The sequence below is a fragment of the Streptomyces sp. NPDC048349 genome, assembly GCF_040651925.1.
In the GTDB taxonomy this organism is placed as follows: domain Bacteria; phylum Actinomycetota; class Actinomycetes; order Streptomycetales; family Streptomycetaceae; genus Streptomyces.
The window spans coordinates 1-21,700 of sequence record NZ_JBEZLA010000008.1; the positions used below are offsets into that span (position 1 = coordinate 1).

Annotated in this window: 21 protein-coding genes; 9 read left to right on the forward strand and 12 right to left on the reverse strand. The window is 74.0% G+C overall.

Translation table 11 applies throughout. The annotated features are described in order from the left end of the window. Positions 1-92: 92 nt before the first annotated feature. Positions 93-746: a hypothetical protein gene (locus AB0D44_RS06850; RefSeq protein ID WP_362585487.1), complete on the forward strand. Its 654-nt coding sequence runs from the start codon at positions 93-95 to the stop codon at positions 744-746. A gap of 22 nt (positions 747-768) precedes the next feature. Here AB0D44_RS06850 and AB0D44_RS06855 read toward each other — a convergent pair whose 3' ends face one another. The 3 genes from AB0D44_RS06855 to AB0D44_RS06865 are packed head-to-tail and all read right to left on the reverse strand — an operon-like array spanning position 769 to position 4,658. Further along, positions 769-1,143: a hypothetical protein gene (locus AB0D44_RS06855; protein WP_362585490.1), complete on the reverse strand. Its 375-nt coding sequence runs from the start codon at positions 1,141-1,143 to the stop codon at positions 769-771. A 21-nt stretch (positions 1,144-1,164) separates the two neighbouring features. Next, on the reverse strand, positions 1,165-3,636 hold the full coding sequence (locus tag AB0D44_RS06860; protein ID WP_362585493.1) for an excinuclease ABC subunit UvrA: 2,472 nt from the start codon (positions 3,634-3,636) through the stop codon (positions 1,165-1,167). 5 nt (positions 3,637-3,641) lie between these two features. Continuing rightward, on the reverse strand, positions 3,642-4,658 hold the full coding sequence (locus tag AB0D44_RS06865) for an LLM class flavin-dependent oxidoreductase (RefSeq protein ID WP_362585496.1): 1,017 nt from the start codon (positions 4,656-4,658) through the stop codon (positions 3,642-3,644). Positions 4,659-4,705: 47 nt separating this feature from the next. Between AB0D44_RS06865 and AB0D44_RS06870 the strand changes: the two genes are divergently transcribed. Next, positions 4,706-5,197, forward strand: a complete 492-nt coding sequence (locus AB0D44_RS06870; RefSeq protein WP_362585499.1) for a hypothetical protein — start codon at positions 4,706-4,708, stop codon at positions 5,195-5,197. 122 nt (positions 5,198-5,319) lie between these two features. Here the strand turns inward: AB0D44_RS06870 and AB0D44_RS06875 are convergent, their stop codons facing one another. Then, positions 5,320-5,535, reverse strand: coding sequence for a dodecin (locus AB0D44_RS06875; RefSeq protein ID WP_030663252.1), 216 nt, complete (start codon positions 5,533-5,535; stop codon positions 5,320-5,322). A 171-nt stretch (positions 5,536-5,706) separates the two neighbouring features. Here AB0D44_RS06875 and AB0D44_RS06880 point away from each other — a divergent pair, with 171 nt between their 5' ends. The 3 genes from AB0D44_RS06880 to AB0D44_RS06890 all read left to right on the forward strand — a co-directional run bounded on the left by AB0D44_RS06880 (position 5,707) and on the right by AB0D44_RS06890 (position 8,956). Then, positions 5,707-6,966: an extracellular solute-binding protein gene (locus AB0D44_RS06880; protein ID WP_362585812.1), complete on the forward strand. Its 1,260-nt coding sequence runs from the start codon at positions 5,707-5,709 to the stop codon at positions 6,964-6,966. A 227-nt stretch (positions 6,967-7,193) separates the two neighbouring features. Beyond that, positions 7,194-8,030, forward strand: a complete 837-nt coding sequence (locus tag AB0D44_RS06885) for a GNAT family N-acyltransferase (protein ID WP_362585501.1) — start codon at positions 7,194-7,196, stop codon at positions 8,028-8,030. Continuing rightward, entirely contained in the window at positions 8,027-8,956 is a 930-nt protein-coding gene (locus tag AB0D44_RS06890; protein ID WP_362585504.1) for a lysophospholipid acyltransferase family protein, read from the forward strand. The genes AB0D44_RS06885 and AB0D44_RS06890 overlap by 4 nt, the downstream gene beginning before the upstream one ends. Here the strand turns inward: AB0D44_RS06890 and egtD are convergent. From egtD to egtA, 4 genes are read right to left on the reverse strand one after another with little or no spacing between them, the layout of a single operon-like run. Continuing rightward, positions 8,839-9,813: an L-histidine N(alpha)-methyltransferase gene (gene egtD / locus AB0D44_RS06895; protein WP_362585507.1), complete on the reverse strand. Its 975-nt coding sequence runs from the start codon at positions 9,811-9,813 to the stop codon at positions 8,839-8,841. The two genes, AB0D44_RS06890 and egtD, sit on opposite strands and share 118 nt — an antisense overlap. Then, positions 9,810-10,586 carry an ergothioneine biosynthesis protein EgtC gene (gene egtC, locus AB0D44_RS06900; RefSeq protein WP_362585509.1) on the reverse strand — a complete coding sequence of 259 codons (777 nt, stop codon included), beginning with the start codon at positions 10,584-10,586 and terminating at the stop codon, positions 9,810-9,812. Before egtC ends, egtD begins: the two co-directional genes overlap by 4 nt. After that, positions 10,586-11,890 (reverse strand): ergothioneine biosynthesis protein EgtB, encoded by a 1,305-nt coding sequence (gene egtB, locus AB0D44_RS06905; RefSeq protein WP_362585511.1) that lies wholly within the window; start codon positions 11,888-11,890, stop codon positions 10,586-10,588. Before egtB ends, egtC begins: the two co-directional genes overlap by 1 nt. Then, entirely contained in the window at positions 11,887-13,191 is a 1,305-nt protein-coding gene (egtA, locus tag AB0D44_RS06910) for an ergothioneine biosynthesis glutamate--cysteine ligase EgtA (protein ID WP_362585514.1), read from the reverse strand. The genes egtB and egtA overlap by 4 nt, the downstream gene beginning before the upstream one ends. Before the next feature lie 125 nt (positions 13,192-13,316). Between egtA and AB0D44_RS06915 the strand changes: the two genes are divergently transcribed. Beyond that, positions 13,317-14,153 (forward strand): TIGR02452 family protein, encoded by an 837-nt coding sequence (locus AB0D44_RS06915; RefSeq protein ID WP_362585517.1) that lies wholly within the window; start codon positions 13,317-13,319, stop codon positions 14,151-14,153. Between the two features lie 26 nt (positions 14,154-14,179). Here AB0D44_RS06915 and AB0D44_RS06920 read toward each other — a convergent pair whose 3' ends face one another. Together AB0D44_RS06920 and AB0D44_RS06925 are read right to left on the reverse strand one after the other, a co-directional pair. Further along, the gene (locus AB0D44_RS06920; protein WP_362585520.1) at positions 14,180-14,644 is read right to left on the reverse strand and encodes a type II toxin-antitoxin system PemK/MazF family toxin; all 465 of its coding nucleotides are present in this window, start codon (positions 14,642-14,644) and stop codon (positions 14,180-14,182) included. Between the two features lie 62 nt (positions 14,645-14,706). Beyond that, positions 14,707-15,369, reverse strand: a complete 663-nt coding sequence (locus AB0D44_RS06925) for an O-methyltransferase (RefSeq protein ID WP_362585522.1) — start codon at positions 15,367-15,369, stop codon at positions 14,707-14,709. Between the two features lie 118 nt (positions 15,370-15,487). Between AB0D44_RS06925 and AB0D44_RS06930 the strand changes: the two genes are divergently transcribed. Then, on the forward strand, positions 15,488-15,892 hold the full coding sequence (locus tag AB0D44_RS06930; protein WP_362585525.1) for a RidA family protein: 405 nt from the start codon (positions 15,488-15,490) through the stop codon (positions 15,890-15,892). A gap of 183 nt (positions 15,893-16,075) precedes the next feature. Here AB0D44_RS06930 and AB0D44_RS06935 read toward each other — a convergent pair whose 3' ends face one another. Both AB0D44_RS06935 and AB0D44_RS06940 read right to left on the reverse strand, forming a co-directional pair. Further along, complete coding sequence (locus AB0D44_RS06935) at positions 16,076-17,458, reverse strand: amidase (RefSeq protein WP_362585815.1); 1,383 nt, start codon at positions 17,456-17,458, stop codon at positions 16,076-16,078. 153 nt (positions 17,459-17,611) lie between these two features. Next, a complete protein-coding gene (locus AB0D44_RS06940) occupies positions 17,612-18,307 on the reverse strand; it encodes an alpha/beta fold hydrolase (RefSeq protein WP_362585528.1) in 696 nt (231 codons plus the stop codon). Between the two features lie 697 nt (positions 18,308-19,004). Between AB0D44_RS06940 and AB0D44_RS06945 the strand changes: the two genes are divergently transcribed. After that, the gene (locus AB0D44_RS06945; protein ID WP_362585531.1) at positions 19,005-20,219 is read left to right on the forward strand and encodes a LacI family DNA-binding transcriptional regulator; all 1,215 of its coding nucleotides are present in this window, start codon (positions 19,005-19,007) and stop codon (positions 20,217-20,219) included. Positions 20,220-20,417: 198 nt separating this feature from the next. Beyond that, the gene (locus tag AB0D44_RS06950) at positions 20,418-21,617 is read left to right on the forward strand and encodes a thiolase family protein (protein ID WP_362585533.1); all 1,200 of its coding nucleotides are present in this window, start codon (positions 20,418-20,420) and stop codon (positions 21,615-21,617) included. Positions 21,618-21,700: the final 83 nt, after the last annotated feature.

A 21,700-nucleotide genomic window follows, 5' to 3' on the forward strand; every position in this document is an offset into this window, starting at 1 on the left:
GTAGTGCTGGAGGGCCGTGGAGGACGGCGGGAAGCGCATCGCGCCCATCTCCGCGCCCGGACGCGGCGCGGGCCGTGGGGGACAGTGCACCCATGCCACATGCCCCCTCCGGGTCCGGACCGCGCCGCCGAGCCGTGCTCGCCGCGGCCCTCGCCCCGCTGGCCGCGGCCGGCTGCTCCGGGGAGGAACCCGCACGGCGGCCGGCCCCGGGAGCGCAGGCCGGGGCCGAGGACGCCCTGGTCATGGTGATCCGCCACGCGGAGAAGCCGTACGCCGGTGACACCGGCTCCGATGAGGAGGGCGAGGACGACCCCGGCTCGCTCGCCGGGCGCGGCTGGCGCCGGGCCGAGGAGCTCCCGCGGCTCTTCCTGCCGGCCCGCGGCACCTCGCTGCCCCGCCCCGCCGCCGTCTTCGCGGCCGGCGGCAGGGGCGGCGCAGCCCCCGCCCGGTGCAAGCAGACCGTGGCGGCGCTGGCCACCGCCCTGCACATCCCGGTCCGCACCGAGTTCGCCCTCGGCGCAGAGCCGGCCCTCGTGCGCGCCGCCCTGGCCGCGCCCATGCCCGTACTCGTCTGCTGGGAGCACAGCGGCGTCCCCCGCCTGGTCCGCGCCCTCGGCGCCGAGCGGGTGCTCGGCGTCCCGGCGACCTGGCCCGACCGCCACGACCTCGTCTGGATGTTCACCCGCCGTCAGGGCAAGTGGAGCTTCCGCGAACTGTCGCAGCACCTGCTCCCCGGCGACGCCTGAGCTCCCCGGCGGCGCCTGAGCTTCAGGGCCAGCGGACGAGTTCGTTCCCGGCGTCGTCCTCGATGATCGACAGCTCGCCGTTCGCCCAGACCACCAGCGTGTCCGGGTGGTGGTCCAGCTGAAAGGGCTCGTTGGGCACGTCGGTGCCCAACCAGGGCCGATCGCTGCCGGCCGTGCCGACGGTCACCACCGTCACCGTCCGGCCGGGCTCCACACATTCGTCCCAGCCCCACGGTTCGAGGATGAGCAGCAACGGCTTCTGCCCCCGGTTGGTCACCGGGAGGCGCGCGACGGGGGCGTGCGGATCGATCGGCTCCGGTGCGGCCTCCTCCACCGGAAGCACGGCGGCGGTCACCTCCGCGGCCGGAGCCGGGTCCCCCAGACGTCTCCAGAACATGGCGGCAGACTACCCCTGCCGCTACCGGGCCGTCCCGAGGGCCCGTGCCAGGTAGCCCGCCGTTCGGCTGCGGCCGACCGGGGCGCAGGCCACCTCCCGCGGCGTGCCCGCCGCGACCACCCGGCCCCCCTCCGCGCCCCCGCCCGGACCCAGGTCGATGACCCAGTCCGCGCCCGCCACCACCTCCATGTCGTGCTCCACGACCACCACCGAGTGCCCGGCGTCGACCAGCCCGTGCAACTGCCGCATCAGCACCCGCACGTCGGCCGGGTGCAGCCCGGTCGTCGGCTCGTCCAACACGTACAGGGTGTGGTCCCGGCGCAGCCGCTGCAGCTCCGTGGCCAGCTTGATCCGCTGCGCCTCGCCGCCCGACAGCTCGGTGGCCGGCTGCCCGAGGCGCAGGTAGCCCAGCCCGATGTCCTCCAGGGCCCGCAGGCTGCGCGCGGCCGAGGGGACCTCCGCGAAGAAGCCCGCCGCCGACTCAACCGTCAGCCCCAGCACCTCCGCGATGTTCAGCCCCGCGTACCGGACCTCCAGGGTCTCGGCGTTGTACCGCGCGCCCCCGCACTGCGGGCAGGGGGCGTACGTACTCGGCAGGAAGAGCAGTTCCACCGAGACGAAGCCCTCGCCCTGACAGGTCTCGCACCGGCCGCCCGCCACGTTGAAGGAGAACCGGCCCGCCTTCCAGCCGCGCGCCCTCGCCTCCGGCGCCGCCGTGAACAGCTTGCGCACCACGTCGAACAGCCCGGTGTACGTGGCCAGGTTGGAGCGGGGCGTGCGGCCGATCGGCTTCTGGTCCACCTCCACCAGCCGCCGCACCGGGAAGTCCGGTTCCGCCAGCCGCTCGGCGACCTCCCGGGCCAGCACCTGGCCCACCAGGGTGGACTTCCCCGACCCCGACACCCCGGTCACGGCGGTGAACACGCCCAGCGGGAACGGCACGTCCACGTCCCGCAGGTTGTGCCGGTCCACCCCGCTCAGGCGCACCGAGCCGGTGGCCTCGCGCACCGGGCGCCGCGCCCCGGCCGGCTCCGGCTCCGCGAACAGGTGCCGGGCCGTCGCCGACCGCGCCACACCGGCCAGCTCCCGCGGCGGACCGCTGTAGAGGACCTGCCCGCCGTGCTCCCCGGCCAGCGGTCCGACGTCCACCAGCCAGTCCGCGTGGCGCACCACCGCCATGTCGTGCTCCACGACGAACACCGTGTTCCCGGCCTCCTTCAGCCGGTCCAGGACGTCCAGCAGCGCCTCGGTGTCGGCCGGGTGCAGCCCGGCTGACGGCTCGTCCAGGACGTACACCACCCCGAACAGCCCCGACCGCAGCTGCGTCGCCAGCCGCAGCCGCTGGAGCTCGCCCGCGGACAGGGTCGGCGCGGCGCGGTCCAGGCTCAGGTAGCCGAGCCCGAGCTCGACCACGGGTCCGATCCGCGCGCGCAGGTCCTGCGCGAGCACCCGCGCCGCCTCGCCCTCCACGGGCGCGGAGGCGAGTACGCCGTCCAGGTCGGTCAGCGCCATGGCCGCCAGTTCGGCGATCCCGTATCCCGCGAAGGTCACTGCCAGGGCCTCGGGGCGCAGCCGCCGCCCCTCGCACACGGGGCAGGGGGAGTCGGCGAGGAAGCTCTCGGCGCGGGCCCGCAGGGTGGCGCTCTTGCTGTCGGAGAAGGTGCGCATCACATAGCGGTGGGCGCTCATGTACGTGCCCTGGTAAGGCCGTTGGATCCGGTCCGCGTCGCGCACCGGGTGCACGGTGACCACCGGCTGCTCCTCGGTGAACAGGATCCACTCGCGGTCCTTGGCCGGCAGCTCCCGCCAGGGACGGTCGACGTCGTGGCCCAGCGCCTCCAGGATGTCCCGCAGGTTCTTGCCCTGCCAGGCGCCGGGCCAGGCAGCGATCGCGCCCTGACGGATCGACAGTCCCGGGTCGGGCACGAGGAGTTCCTCGCTGGTGCGGTGGATCCGGCCCAGTCCGTGGCACGAAGGGCAGGCGCCGGCTGCGGTGTTGGGGGAGAAGGCATCCGAATCGAGCCGCCCGGCGCCCGGCGGGTAGGTGCCGGCCCGGGAGTACAGCATCCGCAGCGAGTTGGACAGCAGGGTCACCGTCCCGACCGAGGAACGCGAGCCCGGCGAGGAACGCCGCTGCTCCAGGGAGACGGCGGGCGGCAGCCCCGTGATGGAGTCCACCTTCGGCGCGCCGATCTGGTGGATGAGCCGGCGGGCGTACGGGGCCACGGACTCGAAGTACCGGCGCTGGGCCTCGGCGTAGATCGTGCCGAAGGCGAGCGAGCTCTTCCCGGATCCGGAGACCCCCGTGAACACGGTCAGCGCGTCGCGCGGGATGTCCACGTCGACGCCGCGCAGGTTGTGCTCCCTGGCACCCCGGACGCGCACACGGGAATCGGGGGCGGAAGGGGCCGCGGCGGGGCCGGCGCCGTCGGGAGGGGTGGTACCGGCGGGAGGGGTGGTACCGGCGGGACCGGCATCGGCGGACTGGTGCATTCGTCCTACTTTAGAGGCCCTGCAGGGGTTCTTCCGAGGCCCGCGATCGCGGCCAGCCTGCGGTGGGAGTCCAGCAGCGCGGTCCGGTCGTAGGTGGAGGTGGTGACCAGCAGTTCGTCGGCGCCGGTCAGCGCCGCCACCTCGGCGAGTTCGGCCGCGACCTGCTCCTGCGTGCCGTGGACGTGCCCGGCCAGGGCGCCCTCGTACAGCTCCCGCTCCTTCGCGGTCATGGACAGGGCCTCGATCTCCTCGGCCGGCCGCAGCGGAGGGAAGCTGCCCCGGGTGCGGGAGTACGCGACGGACCAGGCCTCGGGGAGCAGGATCCGCCGTGCCTCCTCGGCGGTGGCGGCCACCGCCACCGTGCCGGAGACCACCACGTACGGCTCCGCGCCCCAGGCGGAGGCGCGGAACTCCTTGCGGTAGGCCCCGATGACCTCCACGACCCGGTCGCGCGCCCTCAGGTCTCCCACCACCAGCGGCAGCCCGGCCCGGGCGGCGATCCCGGCCCCTTCGCCGGTGGCCAGCACGTACGCCGGTATCCGCAGTCCTTCGGAGGGGCGGGCGTGCACCTGGGGGTGGGCCTGCTGGCTGCCGTCGAGCCAGCCCAGCAGCTCGGCCAGCTGCTCCTCGAACCGGTCGGCGTCGCCGGTGCCGCGGCCCAGGGCCCGCCGGATGCCGTCGGTGAAGCCCACCGAACGGCCGAGCCCCATGTCGATCCGCCCGGGGAACAGCGCCTCCAGTACCCCGAACTGCTCCGCGACCACCAGCGGCTGGTGGTTGGGCAGCATGACCCCGCCCGTGCCGACCCGGATCCGCCGGGTGGCACCGGCCACGGCCGCGGCCAGCACGGTCGGCGCGGAGCCGGCGACCCCGGGCACGCTGTGGTGCTCCGACACCCAGAAGCGGTGGTAGCCGAGCTCCTCGGCCGTCCGGGCGAGGTCCACGGTGTCCCGCAGGGCCTCCGGGGCCGGGTGGCCCTCGCGGGTGCGGGAGCGGTCGAGCAGCGAGAGTTTGGGGATCACACAGGTCTCAACACCGGGGATCCCGGAGGATTCCCTAGGGTTGCGGGATGGCAGAGAACACGCACAGACCGCTGGCCGTCTTCGACATCGACAACACCCTGGCGGACACCGCCCACCGCCAGCACTTCCTCGAGCGCCGACCCCGTGACTGGGCCGGCTTCTTCGGCGCCGCCCCGGCCGACCCGCCGCTGGGGCGCGGCGTGGCCCTGGCCGCGCAGAGCGCCGCCGACTGCGAGGTGGTGTACCTGACCGGGCGCCCGGAGCGGTGCCGGGCGGACACGGTGGACTGGCTCGCCCGGCACGGCCTGCCCGAAGGCCGGCTGTGGATGCGCGGGAACCAGGACCGGCGTCCGGCCCGGACGACCAAGCTGGAGGTGCTGAAGCGGATCGCCCGGGGCCGGGAGGTGCGGATGCTCGTGGACGACGACGAACTCGTCTGCCAGGCCGCCCGCGCCGCCGGATTCCGGGTCGTCCTCGCCAACTGGGCGGCGGAGGCACCGGAGCTCAAGGCCGCCCAGGAGGGCGAGGGGCGCACCTGAGCGGCGCCGGGGGCGCCGGTGGGCAGCGCGGTAGCCGGGATCGGTCCTCGGGCTCAGTCCTCGCCTTCGAGGCGGAAGCCGACCTTGAGCCCGGGCTCGGTCCTCGGGCTCGGTCCTCGGGCTCAGTCCTCGCCCTCGAGGCGGAAGCCGACCTTGAGCCCCACCTGGTAGTGGGCGATCTCTCCGTTCTCGATGTGCCCGCGCACCTGGACGACTTCGAACCAGTCGAGGTTGCGCACGGTCTGGCCCGCACGGGCGATCCCGTTGCGGATGGCCTGATCGATGCCCTCGTGGGAGGTGCCGACGATTTCGGTCACCCGGTACGTGTGGTTGGACATGGGGTCTCCCGGAGCTGGGTGGCTTTTGCCTCGTTCTACGGTGCCCCAGTAAGTCCCGCTCCGCGAACTTTGCGGGAACAGTCCCGAGCGCAAGGGCCTTGACCCACCCATTGGTCTATGCCAATTTCAAGCCATCCGAGATCCGTCCCCAGAAGGTGACCTTTCGTGAAGATGCGCTTCCTTGCCGTGTGCACCGCCCTGGCCGCCGCGACGACCGCCCTGACGGGCTGCGGCCAGTCGGGTGACGCTGCCGCAGATGCGCAGAAGGTGACGCTCTGGCTGATGAAGGGCAGCGCCTCGGACGATTTCATCCGGACGTTCACCGCCTCCTTCGAACGGGAGCACCCCGGCGTCGACCTGGACGTCCGGATCCAGGAGTGGACGGGCATCGTCGAGAAGGTCAACGCGGTGCTGGAGGGCAGGAGCAAGGAGAGCGCCGACGTCATCGAGGTCGGCAACACCCAGGTCGCCCGGTACGTCGAGACGGGCGGCCTCTCCGAGCTCACCCTCGAGGGGCTGCGCGAATGGGGCAGCAAGGACTGGATCAAGGGCCTCTCCGACCCGGGAAGCATCGACGGCGCCCAGTACGGGGTCCCCTGGTACGCGGCGAACCGGGTGGTGATCTACCACAAGGAACTCTTCGCGAACGCCGGGATCAAGAGCACCCCCAAGAACCGCGCGGAGTGGATCCAGGCCACCCAGAAGCTCGACAAGTCCGAGCAGCAGGGCATCTACCTGGCCGGCCAGAACTGGTACGTCCTCGCCGGCTTCATCTGGGACGAGGGCGGCGAACTCGCCGTCGAGACGGGCAGCCGGTGGGTCGGCAGCCTCGACGACGAGAAGGCCCTGGCCGGAATGGAGTTCTACAAGCAGCTGCAGGCCCTCGGCGACGGCCCCAAGGGCGCGGACGAGGAGACGCCCCCGCAGTCGGAGGTCTTCGCCCGCGGCCAGGTCGCCCAGATCATCGCCCCGCCCGGCCAGGTCGCCGAGATCGAAGCCGCCAACCCCGCCCTCAAGGGGAAGCTCGGCTACTTCCCGATCCCCGGCAAGACCTCCGACAAGCCGGGCTCCGTGTTCACCGGCGGCTCGGACCTGATCATCCCGGAGCGGACGAAGCACCGCAGGAAGGCCGTCGACGTGATCACGGCGCTGGTCAGTGAGAAGTGGCAGACCGAGCTCGCCCGCACGATGAGCTACGTCCCGAACAAGACCACGCTCGCGCACGTGGTGGCGGGCAACGAGGGCGCGGCCACCATGGCCGTCGGCGCCGCACAGGGGCGGGCCACCCCGAAGTCCGCCCGCTGGGCCGAGGTCGAGGCCAAGAACCCGATCAAGCCCTTCATGACGGCCGTCCTGACCGGGCAGGACCCCAAGCAGGCCGCCCGGACGGCCTCGGAGGCCATCGGCACGGTGCTCAACGCGGACCGCTGACCGCGCGCCGGCCCACCGCCGGCCCGCTGCCGACCTGCTCCGCCCCTGCTCCCTGTGCTCCGCCCCCGCTCCATCCCCGCCCGTACGTGCCCCACCACCGAGTTCAGCGTCCTCACATCCGCGTGCCGCCGAGCGGTCATGTCGAATCCAGCCGGTCACGGAAAAAGTAAGGGAGCCGGGCCGCGCAGCCACCGGCCCGGCCCTCCGCGCCCGGATCAGGAGCCGCCATGACCCTCGCCCCCCTGTCCCCGTCCCCCCTGTCCCCCTCCTCCCTTTCCCCCACGGCCTCCCGCCCCACCACCACCGGCCCCGCCCCCGGCAGCGCCCCCGCCCAGGGCCCCCGCTACGCCGTCCGCCTCGCCCGCGACGAGACCGAGGTGCGCGCCGCCCAGCGCCTGCGCCACCAGGTCTTCGCCGGCGAGCTCGGCGCCCGCCTGGACGGGCCCGAACCCGGTCTCGACATCGACTCCTTCGACGCCCACTGCGACCACCTCCTCGTGCTCGACGAGGAGACCGAGCAGGTCGTCGGCACCTACCGGCTGCTGCCCCCCGAGCGTGCCGCCGTCGCCGGACGCCTGTACTCCGAGGGTGAGTTCGACCTCTCGGCCCTCGCCCCCATCCGCCCCGGCCTGGTGGAGGTCGGCCGCTCCTGCGTCCACCCCGACCACCGCAACGGCGCCGTCATCGCCCTCATCTGGGCCGGGCTCGCCCGCTACATGGACCGCTCCGGCCACAACTGGCTCGCCGGATGCTGCTCGATACCGCTCGCCGACGGCGGGGTCCTGGCGGCCGCCACCCGCGAGGCGGCCCTGGCCCGCGCCTTGGCCCCCCAGGAGTACCGGGTCACCCCCCACCTTCCCTGGAACCCCGAGGGCATCACCTTCCCCGCCCGCATGGAACTGCCCCCTCTGCTGCGCGGCTACCTGCGCCTGGGCGCCTGGGTCTGCGGCGAGCCGGCCCTCGACACCGAGTTCGGCTGCGCCGACCTGTACGTGCTGCTCTCCCTGCGCCGCACCAACCCGCGCTACCTCAAGCACTTCCTCTCGCTCGTCCCGGGCGCATGAGCGTCTGGCTGCCCACCTCGCCCTGCACCCCCGAGGCCTGCGCCGGCCCCGAGGGGCGCACGGCGAGCGTCCCGCTCGCGGTGCTCAGGCTCGGCGCCGCCGTCCTGCTGGTCCTGGCCGGGATCCTCGGCGCCCCGCCGGTGCGGCTGCTGCCGACCCGGCCCCGGCACGCGGTGGTGCGGGCCTGGTCGGCAGGGCTGGTCCGCGCCTTCGGGCTGCGGATCACCGTGCAGGGAAACCCCGGCCGGGGCGGCGGCCGGCTGATCGTCGCCAACCACATCTCCTGGATGGACATCCCGCTCGTCGCCGCCGTCCTGCCCTGCCGGATGCTCGCCAAGAGCGACATCCGGTCCTGGCCGGTCCTCGGCCGCCTCGCCGGACGGGCCGGAACCCTGTTCATCGAACGCGAGCGGATCCGCGCCCTGCCCGCCACCGTCGGGACCATCACCAGGGCACTGCTGGCCGGTGACCGGGTCACCGTCTTCCCCGAGGGCTCCACCTGGTGCGGGCGCGCCCGGGGCGCCTTCCGCAGGGCGGCCTTCCAGTCGGCCCTGGACGCGCGGGTCCCCGTACAGCCCGTCCGCCTCGCGTACCTGCGGGCCGACGGGGAGCCGGCCGGGGAGCCCGCCTTCGTCGGGGACGACCCGCTGACCGCCTCGCTCTGGCGGATCGCGCGGACCCGCGGGGTGAGGGCCGAGGTCACGCTGCTGCCGCGGATCCCGCCGGGCCGCTACGCGGACCGGCGGGACCTCGCGGCCGCGGCTCAGGCGGCGATCACCTCCCCCTCATCGCTGCCCGGCACTCCGACTCAGCGCCCCGCGCCGTCGGCGACCGACAGGGACAGGGCGAAGCGACCCGCCGCGTCCGTCCACCACTGCACCAATTCCAGCCCGGCAGCGGCCAGTTCCTTGCGCAAGCCCTCCTGACGGAACTTCGCGGACACCTCCGTCAGGATCTCCTCACCTGCCGCGAACGGCACCACCAGGTCCAGCGAGCGGATCTTGACCCGCAGCTCCGACCGGGCCCGCAGGCGCATTTCGATCCACTCCTGCTCCCGGTTCCACACCGCCACGTGCGCGAAGTCGGCCGTGTGGAAGTCCGCACCCAGTTCCCTGTTGATCACGGTCAGCACGTTCTGGTTGAACGCGGCCGTCACTCCCTGCGCGTCGTCGTACGCCGCCACCAGCACGCCCTCGTCCTTGACCAGGTCCGTGCCGATCAGCAGCGTGTCCCCGGGCGAGAGCATCGCCCGTACGGACGCCAGGAACACCGCCCGCTCCGGCGGCAGCAGGTTCCCGATCGTGCCGCCCAGGAACACCACCAGCCGCGGACCCGGGGACTCGGGCAGGCGCAGCGCCCGCGTGAAGTCGGCCAGCAGGGCGTGCACGCGCAGCCCCGGGTGCGCGGCGAGCAGCGTCTCGGCCGCACCGGCCAGTGCGCTCTCGCTCACGTCGACCGGGACGTAGGTGTCCAGCGCGGGCATCGCCTCGATCAGGTGCCGGGTCTTCTCCGAGGAACCGGATCCCAGTTCCACCAGGGTCCGCGCCCCGCTGGCCGAGGCGATCTCCTGTGCCCGTTCGAGCAGGATCTCCCGCTCGGCGCGCGTGGGGTAGTACTCCGGCAACCGGGTGATCTCCTCGAAGAGTTCACTGCCCCGCGCGTCGTAGAACCACTTCGGGGGCAGCGCCTTCGGCGTCCGCGTCAGCCCGTGCAGCACGTCCGCGCGCAGCGCCGTCTCCGCGGCGTGTTCGTCGAGGGTCCGGGTCATCTGGAAGTCACTCACGGGCACTCCTTGTCCCCCAGCGGGGTTTCCTTGAGGGGGGTCAGCTCGACCCGGGTACGGGTTGCGGTCAGCAGGGTGCGGTCGGGTACCTCGCACCAGCGCGGGTCCTGGTCGTACGGCTCGGACGCCACCACCGTGCGCCCGGCCGCCGCGTCGGCCAGGTACCAGAGCGAATCGCCCCAGGCCGTCGCCGCGATGGCCGCACCGTCCGTCAGCAGCAGGTTCAGCCGCGAGCCCGGTGCGGCCGCGGCCAGCTCCAGGACCGCTTCGGACAGGGCCCCGCCGAGGTCCCGACCGGCCCGCAGCCGGTGCAGGACCAGCGCCCAGACCAGCGCCGAGTCGGTGCTCGCGGCCAGCTGGAGCAGCTCCGTGGGCGGCAGGCCGACGGCCAGCGGGGCCGCCGAGTGCGGCCAGTCGCGTATCGCGCCGTTGTGGCTGAACAGCCACGGCCCGTCCGCGAAAGGAGCCGCCGCCGCCTCCCCGTCCGCCCCGGGCCGGGTCGCATCGCGTACGGCGGCCAGCGCGGCCTCGCTGCGCACCACGCGGGCGAGGTCGGCGAAGGTGAGGTCGGACCAGACCGGCCCGGCCCGGCGGTAGCGGGCGGGCACCGGGTCGCCCTCCGCGTACCAGCCGACACCGAAGCCGTCGGCGTTGACCGTGCCGCTGACCTGGCGGCGCGGCTCCCAGGATTGGTGCACCAGCGAGTGCTCTGGGTCGCTCAGCAGCCGTCCGAGGGCCACTTCAGGTCCCACATAGGCGAGATGACGGCACATCAGACGTCCCTCGCGGTGCGGAAGCCGGAGAAGATCTGCCGGCGCACCGGAAGGTCCCAGTTGCGGAACGTGCCCCGGCAGGCCACCGGGTCCACGGCGAAGGAACCGCCCCGCAGCACCTTGTGCTCGGGGCCGAAGAACACCTCCGAGTACTCGCGGTACGGGAAGGCCCGGAAGCCCGGGTACGGCAGGAAATCGGAGGCAGTCCACTCCCACACGTCGCCGATCAGCTGGCGCACCCCGAGCGGGGAGGCGCCGGCCGGGTAGCTGCCGACGCGGGCCGGACGCAGGTGGCGCTGGCCGAGGTTGGCGTGGACCGGGCCGGGATCGGCGTCGCCCCACGGGTAGCGGCGCGAGCGACCGGTGGCGGGGTCGTGCCGGGCGGCCTTCTCCCACTCGGCCTCGGTGGGCAGCCGGCGCCCGGCCCAGCGGGCGTAGGCGTCCGCCTCGTACCAGCTGACGTGCAGCACCGGTTCGTCGCCGGGGACCGGCTCGGTCACGCCGAACCGGCGCCGCAGCCACTGGCTGCCTTCGCGACGCCAGAACAGGGGGGCCTCGATGCCGTGTTCGCGGATCTGGGCCCAGCCGGGCGCGGCCCACCAGCGGGGTTCGTGGTAGCCGCCGTCCGCGATGAACGCCTGGTACGCCTCGTTGCTCACCGGCAGCGTGTCGATCCAGAACGGCGCCGTCTCCCGGGTGTGGGCCGGCCGCTCGTTGTCCAGCGACCAGGGCTCGGCCGAGGTCCCCATGGTGAACGGCCCGCCGGGAACCAGCACTTCGGCCGCCGACGGCGCCTCGTACGGGGCAGCGGGCTCCGGCGCGGTCAGCACCGCCTCGCCGCGCCGCAGCTGATGGGTGATCAGCATCGTCTCGTCGTGCTGCTGTTCGTGCTGGGCGATCATCCCGAAGGCGAAGCCGTCGTCGAGGAGCTCGCTGCCCTCCAGCGCGGTGTGCTCCAGGAGGTCGAAGACCCGGCCGCGCACCTCGGCCGCGTACCGGCGGGCCTCGGCGGGTCCGAGCAGCGGCAGCTTCGGCCGCTCGGAACGGGGGTGCTCGAACGCGTCGTAGAGGGGGTTGATCTCGGGGCGCAACGACTCGCGCCCGGCGACGCGGCCGAGCAGCCAGAGCTCCTCCTGGTTCCCGATGTGCGCCAGGTCCCAGACCAGCGGGGACATCAGCGGGGAGTGCTGCGCGGTGAGGTCCCGGTCGCTCACCGCGTCGGTGAGCGCGGCCGTGCGGGCCCGTGCGGCGGTCAGCGCGGCGGCGGCCCGCTCCCGCAGCCCGGGGTGGGATCCGGTGGTCATCGGCGGGCTTCCTTCCCGGCAGTGGCGGTCAGCGGCGGTGGCGGGTCGTCGGCCGGGCAGCGCCCGCGCAGCACGAAGCGCTCGGTGAAGGCGCCGACCGTCTGCTGGACTTGGGCGCTCGCGCCGAGCCGGGGCAGCGCCTCGGAGGCGGCCCGGAAGCAGGCCTTGGCGGCCGCCCGCAGTTCCGGATCGGCCAGACCGTGCCGGGCGGCGGACCGCCACAGCGGATTGCGGGGCGCGGGCGCGGAGCCGTAGGTGTCGGCCAGGGCCTTGGCCACCCTGTAGGCGGTCTCCGCCGCCTCCGGATCGTCGAACAGGGCGTGCACGACCGCCACCGGGACCACCCAGCCGTCGTCGCCGGGCTGTGCGTCGATCATCCGCAGCTCCAGGTGGCCGCGTGGCCGCACCGGCGGGAAGAGCGTGGTCAGGTGGTAGTCCAGGTCCTCCGCGGTGGGCGGTCGAAGCCCCGGGTACGCCGGTTCGCCGCCGGTGCGCAGCCAGTCGCGGAAGGTCAGGCCCTGCGGGATCGCCCACGGCTCGCCGTCGTATGACCGCACGCACATCACCTCGGTGTCCAGCGCCTGCCGGGTCCAGCCGCTGCGCGGCGGCCCGTCCAGCGGCGGGGCGAGCGTGCGCCGGCTGTCGATGTCGGCCCAGTTCCCCTGGCGGGCACAGCGCCATCCGGCGTACGGGCCCTCGTACGCGGGGGAGTTGGCGAAGGCGGCCACCAGGACCGCGCCCACCAGGTGCGCGAGCCGCCAGCGCCGGCCGTGGCCGAGCACGCCGGGCTCCTCGTACCCCGCGTCGACGCAGACCTGCACCGAGGCGGTGGCGCGCATCATGGTGCGTCCGGCCGGTCCGGTGCGGTCGAAGTAGGTCTCCATCGCGTCGTAGCGCGGGCTGGCCAGCAGGCGCCGGTGGGGGACGCGCGGATCGTGGCCGCGGCCTTCCAGGAGCAGGCCCTGGGTGAGCAGGGCGGCCCGTACGGCGGCCAGATCGGCCTGGAGGGCGTCCACGCAGCCGCTGAGGGATGTGGCGGGGGTCGAGCTGAACTCGAGCTGGCCTCCGGGTTCGACGGTCACCCGGGAGTTCAGGGGCAGGGCGTGTGCGGCGCCGTGCGCGGCGTGCAGCCGCTCGGGGGACAGCGGGCGGCCGGGCCGCTCGGCGTCCACGACCAGCCATTCGAGCTCCGCGCCGAGGAGGCGGGGCGGGCCGGTTTTGAAACAGATGCCGTGGATCAGGTCCTCGGCCTGGCTCTCGGATAGGGGGGTGGGGGAGGGAGCGGGTGAGACCTTGGGCATGACCGGGTCCTCTTCTCCTGTCGTCGTTGGTGACATCGGTCGTGACATGACATCACCCGTGCCTACCCGCCTGTCGCGTGCAAAATCCTTTTACCTGCGGGGGGTGCGGGGCGCAGGATGCCGGTGTGAGCAGCAGATTGCGTGAGATCGCGCGGGAGAACGCGGAGATCGTGGCGGCCGGCGGGTACCGGACGCGGTCGGGACGGCGGGTCGAGATCGCCGCCGCTCTGGCGGAAGCCAAGGCAGGAACCAGAATATATGGACCAAACCGGGCGATTCCAGACGGGAACATCGCCGGGGCCGGGCGTGCGACGGCCGTCGAGGTCACGGGGGAGAGCAGTACGGTGGCGGCCCGCAGGCTCGCCGCGGAGGGCTTCGCGGTGGCGGTGCTGAACTTCGCCTCGGCCCGCAATCCCGGGGGCGGGTACGTCCGCGGGGCCAAGGCCCAGGAGGAGGCCCTGTGCCGTGCATCGGCCCTGTACGAGACGCTGCTCGAGGCTCCGGAGTACTACGAGGTCCACCGTGCGGAGCGCAGCACCTTCTACACCGACCGGGTGATTCACTCGCCCGGGGTCCCCGTTTTCCGCGACGACCGCGGCGATCTGCTGGAGGCCCCGTTCCGGGTCGGCTTCCTGACGTCGCCGGCCCCGAACGCGGGCACGATCCACCGCCAGGAGCCGGGGCGGGTCGCGGAGATCCCGGGGGCGCTGGCCCGGCGGGCCGGGCTCGTCCTGGAGGTGGCCGCCCTGCACGGCTACCGGCGGCTGGTGCTCGGCGCGTGGGGGTGCGGGGTGTTCCGGAACGACCCGGCGGTGGTGGCGGAGGCCTTCCGGGGGCTGCTGGCCGGCCGTTTCGCAGACGTGTTCGACCGGGTGGTGTTCGGGATCCTGGACCGCAAGCCGGAGACCAGGGAGGCCTTCGAACGGGTCCTGGGCACGTCCTTCGGCGAGGCCTCCGCGTAGGCCGTCTGCCGCCGGGGCCCTGGCGGCTACTGCCAGCCGTAGCGCTCGCGGAGCCGGTCGACCACCAGCCGGAACCGCCCCCGGTCCAGCGCGCAGGCCTCGCGGCGCATCCCCGCCTCGTGCACCCGCAGCACCCGGTCCACGTCCACCCAGGACTCGCGCCCCGCGCCGTCCCACGGGCCGGTGCCGATCGGCACCCACTCCCGGTCGTGGTCGTGCCGCTTGCTGGACAGCTGCACGGCGAGCAGCGTCCGCCCGCCGGGCTCCCGGGCCACGACCAGGACCGGGCGGTCCTTGCCGCGGCCGTCGTTCTCCTCGAAGGGGACCCAGGTCCAGACGATCTCGCCGGGATCGGGATCCCCGTCGGGATCCGGCGCGTACGAGGTCCGCACCGGCCCGATGGCGCGCGGATCGGCCTCGGTGGTGGCGGTGGCTCCGCCGCGTCCGGGCTGGGTGGTGGGGTGGTTGCCGTGGGGGGAAATGGCCGTCATCCGGCTGAGGCTAGCGGCTCCCGGTTCCGGTTGTCCGGCACCGGGGACCCGAGTGGCGGCGGCTACGGCGTGACGAGGGCCATGACGAAGCCGTCGTAGCCCTTGCTCCCGACGGTTTGCAGGGCGGTGGCCGTCAGTCGGGGGTGCTCGGCGATCAACTCGGTGAAGCGGCGGACCCCCTGCACGCGGGGGTCGGAGCCGGTGGCGTCGACGACGGCGCCGTCGCGGACGACGTTGTCGCCGATGATCACGCTGCCGGGCCGCGTCAGCCTGAGGGCCCACTCGAGGTACTCGGGGTTGGAGGGCTTGTCGGCATCGATGAAGACCAGGTCGAACGGCTCGGTGTCCGTGAGCTGCGGGAGGAGGTCGACGGCCCGGCCGTGGCGGATGTCGACGACGTCCCGCAACCCGGCGCGGGCGATGTTCGCGGCGGCGATCTCGGCGCAGCGCGCGTCGACTTCCAGCGTGACCACCTGCCCGCCCGCGGGGAGGGCCCGGGCCAGCCAGATGGTGCTGTATCCCCCCAGGGTCCCGATCTCCAGGATCCGCCGGGCGCCGCGGATCCGGGCGAGGAGGTGCAGCAGCTTCCCCTGGTTGGGGGCGACCTGATGGGGCGGAAGTCCCGCCGCCGCGGAGTCGGCCGCGGCGGCCGTCAGGGCCTCGTCCTCCGCGACCAACAGCCCGTCGAAGTACGCGTCGACGGCCGTCCACGTCTGCTGAGCCATGGCATCCCCTTCGTCTCTCTTAAGTTCCTAAAGGGAACCTACTCGAGCCCCGCTTTGTTCAACAGTCTGTTGTGGAAATCGGCTCCTGCGGTGCGTGTGGCTCTGGCACCCTGACGGGATGGGAGACGTACGTGAGACCGTCAGTTCGGGGTCGCCGCTGGAGCCGAGGATCGGGTTTTCCCGGGCGGTGCGGGCCGGGACGTACGTGGCCGTCGCGGGGACGGCCCCGATCGGGGACGACGGCGCCACCGTCGGGCCCGGCGACGTCTACGTGCAGACGGTGCGGTGCCTGGACATCGCCGAGAGGGCGTTGGCGGACGCGGGGGCATCGCTCGAGGACGTGGTGCGGACGCGGGTCATGATGACCGACGTGACGCAGTGGAAGGAGGCCGCGCGGGCCCACGGGGAGCGGTTCGCCTCCATCCGGCCGGCGACCACGTTCGTGGAGGTCTCCCGGTTCATCGACGCCGACTGGCTCGTCGAAGTGGAAGTCGACGCGGTGACGGGGCCCCCGCCGGCCTGACGCGCGGGAGCAGGCCGACGCCCGGGCGGAGCGACGGCGCCGGGGCCGGGTGGGCGGCGCCGTGGCGGCCGTCCGGCCGTGGGTTTGCGGATCGCCCGCAGCGGTCCACGAGGCGACTGGCCGGTCGAATTGCACGATGCGCCGGCCGGGTTGCTCACGGGCAGGCGGTGAGCCGCTGTCGTCCTACCGGCCCCCTGCGCCCCCGGCCCACCGCGCGGCCCATCCTTCCGCCGACTCCACCTGCGCCGCGAGAGCCAGCAGGGTCGGTTCCGAATCCGCCGGGCCCAGGAGCTGGGCCCCCATCGGGAGCCCGTCTTCCGTGAAGCCCGCCGGGATGTTGACGCCCGGCCAGCCCAGCACGTTCCACGTCCAGGCGTACGGGCAGGCGGCGATCATCGCCCGGTCGGTGGCCATCGCCCCCAGGTCCGACAGCGCTCCGATCCGCAGGGGCGGCGTGGCCGTCGTCGGGGTCAGGACCACGTCGAAGCGCCCGAAGATCTCCCCGACCCGGCGCCGCAGCGCCGCCTCCGCCCGGCGGGCCGCCCGCAGGGGCAGGCCGCCCAGGATCCGGCCCGTCCGCACCGCCTCGTGCGTACGGGGGTCCAGCAGCCCGGGATCGGGCACCCGTGAGGCCCAGTCCCGTACGCCGCTCGTCGCCCGGGGGACGAAGGTCAGGCCGATCGGACCGTAACGGGGGTCCTCGGGGACCACCTCGTGGCCCAGCGACTCCAGCCGCCCGGCCAGCCGCTCCACCGCCGAACGGACTTCCGGATCGAGGGACTTGGGCGTCGCCGTGAACGGCATGGCGAAGGAGAGGGCGATGCGCAGCCGACGCGGCGTGCGGCGGGCCGCCTCGACCGCCGGGATGCGCGCCGGGCGGTGCAGGTCCTCGGGGTGCGGGCCGCTCGCCGCGTCCAGCAGGAGCGCCGCGTCGGCGACCGTGCGGGCCAGGACGCCGTTGACGGTGAGCCCGTGGAAGGACTCCGGATCCGGCCAGGTGGAGATCCGCCCGCGCTGCGGTTTCACACCGATCAGGTGCGTCCAGGCCGCGGGGATCCGCACCGAGCCCGCCCCGTCGGACCCGAGCGCCGCCGGTACCAGTCCCGCCGCCACCGCGGCCGCCGAACCGCCCGAGGAACCGCCGGGCGTGTAGGCCGTGTTCCACGGGTTGCGGGTCGCGCCGAAGGCCTCGCCCTCGGTGAAGGGCCACTGGCCCAGCTCCGGCGTCTGGGTCTTGCCGACGATCACGGCGCCGGCCGCGCGCAGCCGGCGTACCGCCTCGCTGTCGGCGGTCTTCGCGGGGAAGTCCCCGGCGCAGCCGAAGGCGGTCGGCTCGCCGGCCACGTCCATGTCGTCCTTGACGGCGAGCGGAGCACCCAGCAGCGGCAGCCGCTCGCCCGCGGCCAGCCGCCTGTCCGCCGCGTCCGCCTCGGCGAGGGCGGCCTGCGCACGTACGGAACGGAAGGCGTTGAGCTCGGGCTGGGCGGCCGCGATCCGGTCCAGTGCTCGCTCGGTCAACTCGCGGGCACAGACGCTGCCTTCGGCGAGCGCTGCCGCCATCTCCACCAGCCCGGTGGGCCCGTCGAAGCCGGTGCCGGAGCCGGAGCCGTAGACGGCCGGCCAGGCCGCCGAGGCTGTTGACGCTGAAGAATCGGACACCGAGACCACTCCCCATTACCGATCGGTAAGGAGACCGTAGTGGGGAGTGGCCGGGGGTGACTAGATCCAGCCCTCGAGCGAGGCCATGAACCCGTCGAAGTCGTCGCGGTGGATGGTGTGTCCGGCTCCGGCGACCCAACGCACCTCGAAGCCACGGGTCTTGAGGACGGCCGCCCGCTCCTGCGAGATCAGCAGGCTCGGATCGGCGAGCTGGACGAGCGAGGGGACCACCGGCGCCGCCGGCATCAGATCCGCTCCCGCGAGCGGACCGAGGCTCAGTGCGGTGGCCTCGTCCCATACCGCCAGGGTCTCCCGCTCGATGTCCACATCGACGTCCTCCCAGCGCGGGTTCATCGCCCGGATCCGCTCCCGGGGTGCCGTCTTGAACTGTGCGAGCGTCTGCGGACCGAAACCGTCCGTCGGAGCGGCGAGGTACCAGGCCGGGTCGGAGAACACCGCGCGCCGCGGCCTCAGCCGGTCCACCGCGAGTGACAGCGTCAGGCCGCCCAGCGAATGCCCCAGGGCGAGTTCGGCGCCGGCCGGGAGGGTCTCGACCACGTCGTCCGCGAACAGCTCCGGGCCGTACGCGCCGCGGCCGCTGGCGCCGTGGCCACGCAGGTCGACGGCGATCACGTGGTACCCGCGGTCGGCGAGGGCGGGACCGACCCGGCGCCAGGTCCGGTGGTCGGCCATGATCCCGTGGATCAGGAGGGCGATGCGGTCGCCCTCGCCCCAGGTCTGGGTGTGCAGCAGCACGGTGTGCCTTTCGGAGAGGAGTTCGCACAGGAGTGGGGGACAGAGAGAGGTGGCGGCGTCAGCGCACGCTGCGGATCGGCTTCACGGCCAGGGCGGCCGCCACCGCCAGAACGGCCGCGCCGACGAACAGGGCGGTGTACCCGCCGCTGAGCGAGCCGATCACCGAGGCGAGAGGGGTTGAACACGGTGGCGGAGATCGCCGAAACCCCCGCGATCAGGCCGAAGTTCGCGACGTTGTCCGCCGGATCGATGTCGTGCACCTGGAGCGCGAGCAGGACGCCGGCGACGCCGACGTAGAGCGCGTACGTGGCGCTGTGCCGACCAGCAGCAGCGGGAGCAGGCCGCGTCCTGGGCGGGACGGTCGGACGCGCCGGACCGGGCGCCGTACGCGGCGGTGGTGGCTGCGGCGTCGCCGGTGCCGCGGCCGCGGGAGGAAAGGCCCACGGTGCCCTCCTGGGCAGGTACGAGGGGGATGAGGGGTGGGGCGGAAGGGGTGCGCGCCGCCCTGTCGCGACGGCGGGGGTGCGACGGAGCGCGACAGGGCGACGGCACGGCGGGGGACGCGCGGGCGCCACCTCGGTGAAGAGGATGCGGCTAGGTTACACGTGTCAACGAATCGTGTAACCACTGTGCAGCATGCGATTCAGGCCATCCGCCCGGCCCCGGCCGCCAACCGGTCTGGAAAGATGCCACGGCCATGCCTCAGTCATCGAAAACGCCGAAGCCGCCGGCCCCGGCACCCGCGTCCAGGACCTCCGCGACCTCCACGCCGCAGCCCCCGCAGCCCCCCGTGCCGACCAGCGCCGACGTGGCCCGGCTCGCGGGCGTCTCGCGCGCCACGGTCTCGTACGTGCTGAACAACGCGGAAGCCGTGCGCATCAGCGAGCCGACCCGCCGCAAGGTGCGCGAGGCCGCCGAGGAACTCGGATACGTGCCGCACGCGGCGGCCCGCAGTCTGCGCGCCGGGCACACCCGGATCGTGCTGCTGCCCACCTCGCACGTGCCGATCGGACCGCTCTACAGCACGTTCCTCAACGAGCTCCAGTGGGCGCTGCGCCGGCTCGACTACACCGTGGTGCAGTACGGGAGCCTCGGCCTCGGCGGGGACGAGGCCGCCCGCGCCTGGGCGGAGCTGAGGCCGGTGGCGGTGATCTCGCTGGGGGAGATCGTGCTTTCGGCGCACAACGTGGCCACCCTCAAGCGGGCCGGGGCCCGCGCGGTGATCACCATGGGCCCCGTCGGTGTGCCGGGGGCGCACGCGCTGGTGATGAACCAGGAGGAGGTCGGCGCCCGGGCCGCTGCCCACCTGGTCGAGCGGGGCCGGCGCCGGATCGGTGTGATCGTGCCCGAGGAGGAGGGGCTGGAGCTGTTTTCCGCGCCCAGGCTGGCGGGCGCCCGCGCGGCGCTGTCGAGGACGGCCGACGCAGGGCCGGAGCCGGCCGCGGGGGCCGAGGCCGGGGCAGTGGCGGGCTCCGGGGCCGGGGCCGGGGCCGGGGCCGGGACCGCCTCCGAGGCCCGAGCCGAGGCTGGACCCGGCGCCGCGGCCGGGCCGGCGGCCGAGATCCGGCCCCTCCCGATGGCCTACACCGAGGAGTCGGCCGCGGCGCTCGCGGCCCGCTGGCGCGGCCTCGGCCTCGACGCGGCCTTCGCGTACAACGGCGAGTACGCCATGCTGCTCATGCGGGCCCTGCAGGACGAGGGCCTGCGCATCCCGCAGGACGTCGCCGTCATCGGCGCCGACGACCTGCTCATCGGGCGGCTGCTGCGGCCCCGGCTGAGCACGGTGCGGATCGAGCTGCCGACCGGTGACCACCTGGCCTCGCTGGTGGACCGCGCGGTGCGCGAGCCCTCGGAGGTCACCCAGCGGTACGACCTGATGGCGGCCTCGGCCGTCCACCGCGAGTCGACCTGACCGCCCGCGACCGGGCCGCATCCGCGACAGCGGCCGAGCGGGCCGCTTCCCGGACCGGGCCCGGGGGCCGTTGACAGGCGGTGACCTGCGGACGGAGACTGCGGGCGCGTCCCACCGGGCGCGCCCGCCGGCGTCCCGCGGTGCCCACACACGCACCGAAGCGCCACCGCCCGTACGGATCCGCCCAGGAGCGACCCCATGAGCATCCGCACCGTCCGCGACGTCTACGTCGTCGACGCCGTCCGCACCCCGATCGGCAAGTTCGGCGGTGCCTTCGCCGGAGTCCGGCCGGACGACCTCGCCGCGCACGTGGTCCGTGCGCTGGTGGACCGTACGCCCGACCTCGACCCGGCGCGCATCGACGACGTCGTCTTCGGCGACGCCAACGGCGCGGGCGAGGACAACCGCGACGTCGCCCGGATGGCGGTCCTGCTGGCCGGCCTCCCGGTGAGCGTCCCCGGCGTCACCGTCAACCGGCTGTGCGGATCCGGCCTCGAAGCCGTGATCCAGGCTGCCCGCGCCATCGCGCTCGGCGACGCCTCCGTCGCCATCGCGGGCGGAGTCGAGTCGATGACCCGCGCCCCCTGGGTGGTGCAGAAGCCCGAACGCACCTTCCCGGCCGGCCACCAGCAGATGTGGTCCACCACGCTGGGCTGGCGGATGACCAACCCGCGCATGCCCGCGGAGTGGACCGTCTCCCTCGGCGAGGGCGCCGAACTCGTCGCCGACAAGTACGCGATCACCCGCGAGGCGCAGGACGCCTTCGCCCTGCAGAGCCACCGCAACGCGGCGGCCGCATGGGCCGCCGGTCTGTACGACGACGAGGTGGTGCCGTACGCGGGCGTGGACCTGGTACGGGACGAGTGCATCCGCGAGGGTTCCACGCCCGAGGCCCTGGCCCGGCTCAAGCCCGCCTTCCGTACGGACGGCCGGGGTACCGTCACGGCCGGCAACGCCTCCCCGCTCAACGACGGTGCCGCGGCGCTGCTGTTGACCGACGAGGCGGGCCTGGCCGCCACCGGCCGGGAGCCGCTCGCCCGGATCAGCGCCTCCGCCGTCACCGGCATCGAACCCCAGCTCTTCGGCCTGGGCCCGGTGGACGCCGTCCAGCAGGCGCTCGCCAAGGCCGGCCGCGGGTTCGGCGACCTCGGCGTCTTCGAACTCAACGAGGCTTTCGCCGCACAGGCGTTGGGCTGCCTGGCGGCCTGGCCCGAGCTCGACCCCGCCCTGGTCAACCCGCGCGGCGGCGCCATCGCGATCGGCCACCCCCTCGGTGCGTCGGGAGCCCGGCTGGCCGGTTCGGTAGCGCACCAGCTGGCGGCGGCGGGCTCCGGTACCGGCCTCGCGGCGCTGTGCATCGGGGTCGGCCAGGGCATCGCGCTGGTCCTCGAGCGCTGAGGCCCTTCCGGGTGCGACCCTGAACCCGACCCGGGTTCAGGGTCGTCGATCGTTTCCGGTCACCGTCACCCTTCAAGTGCCCA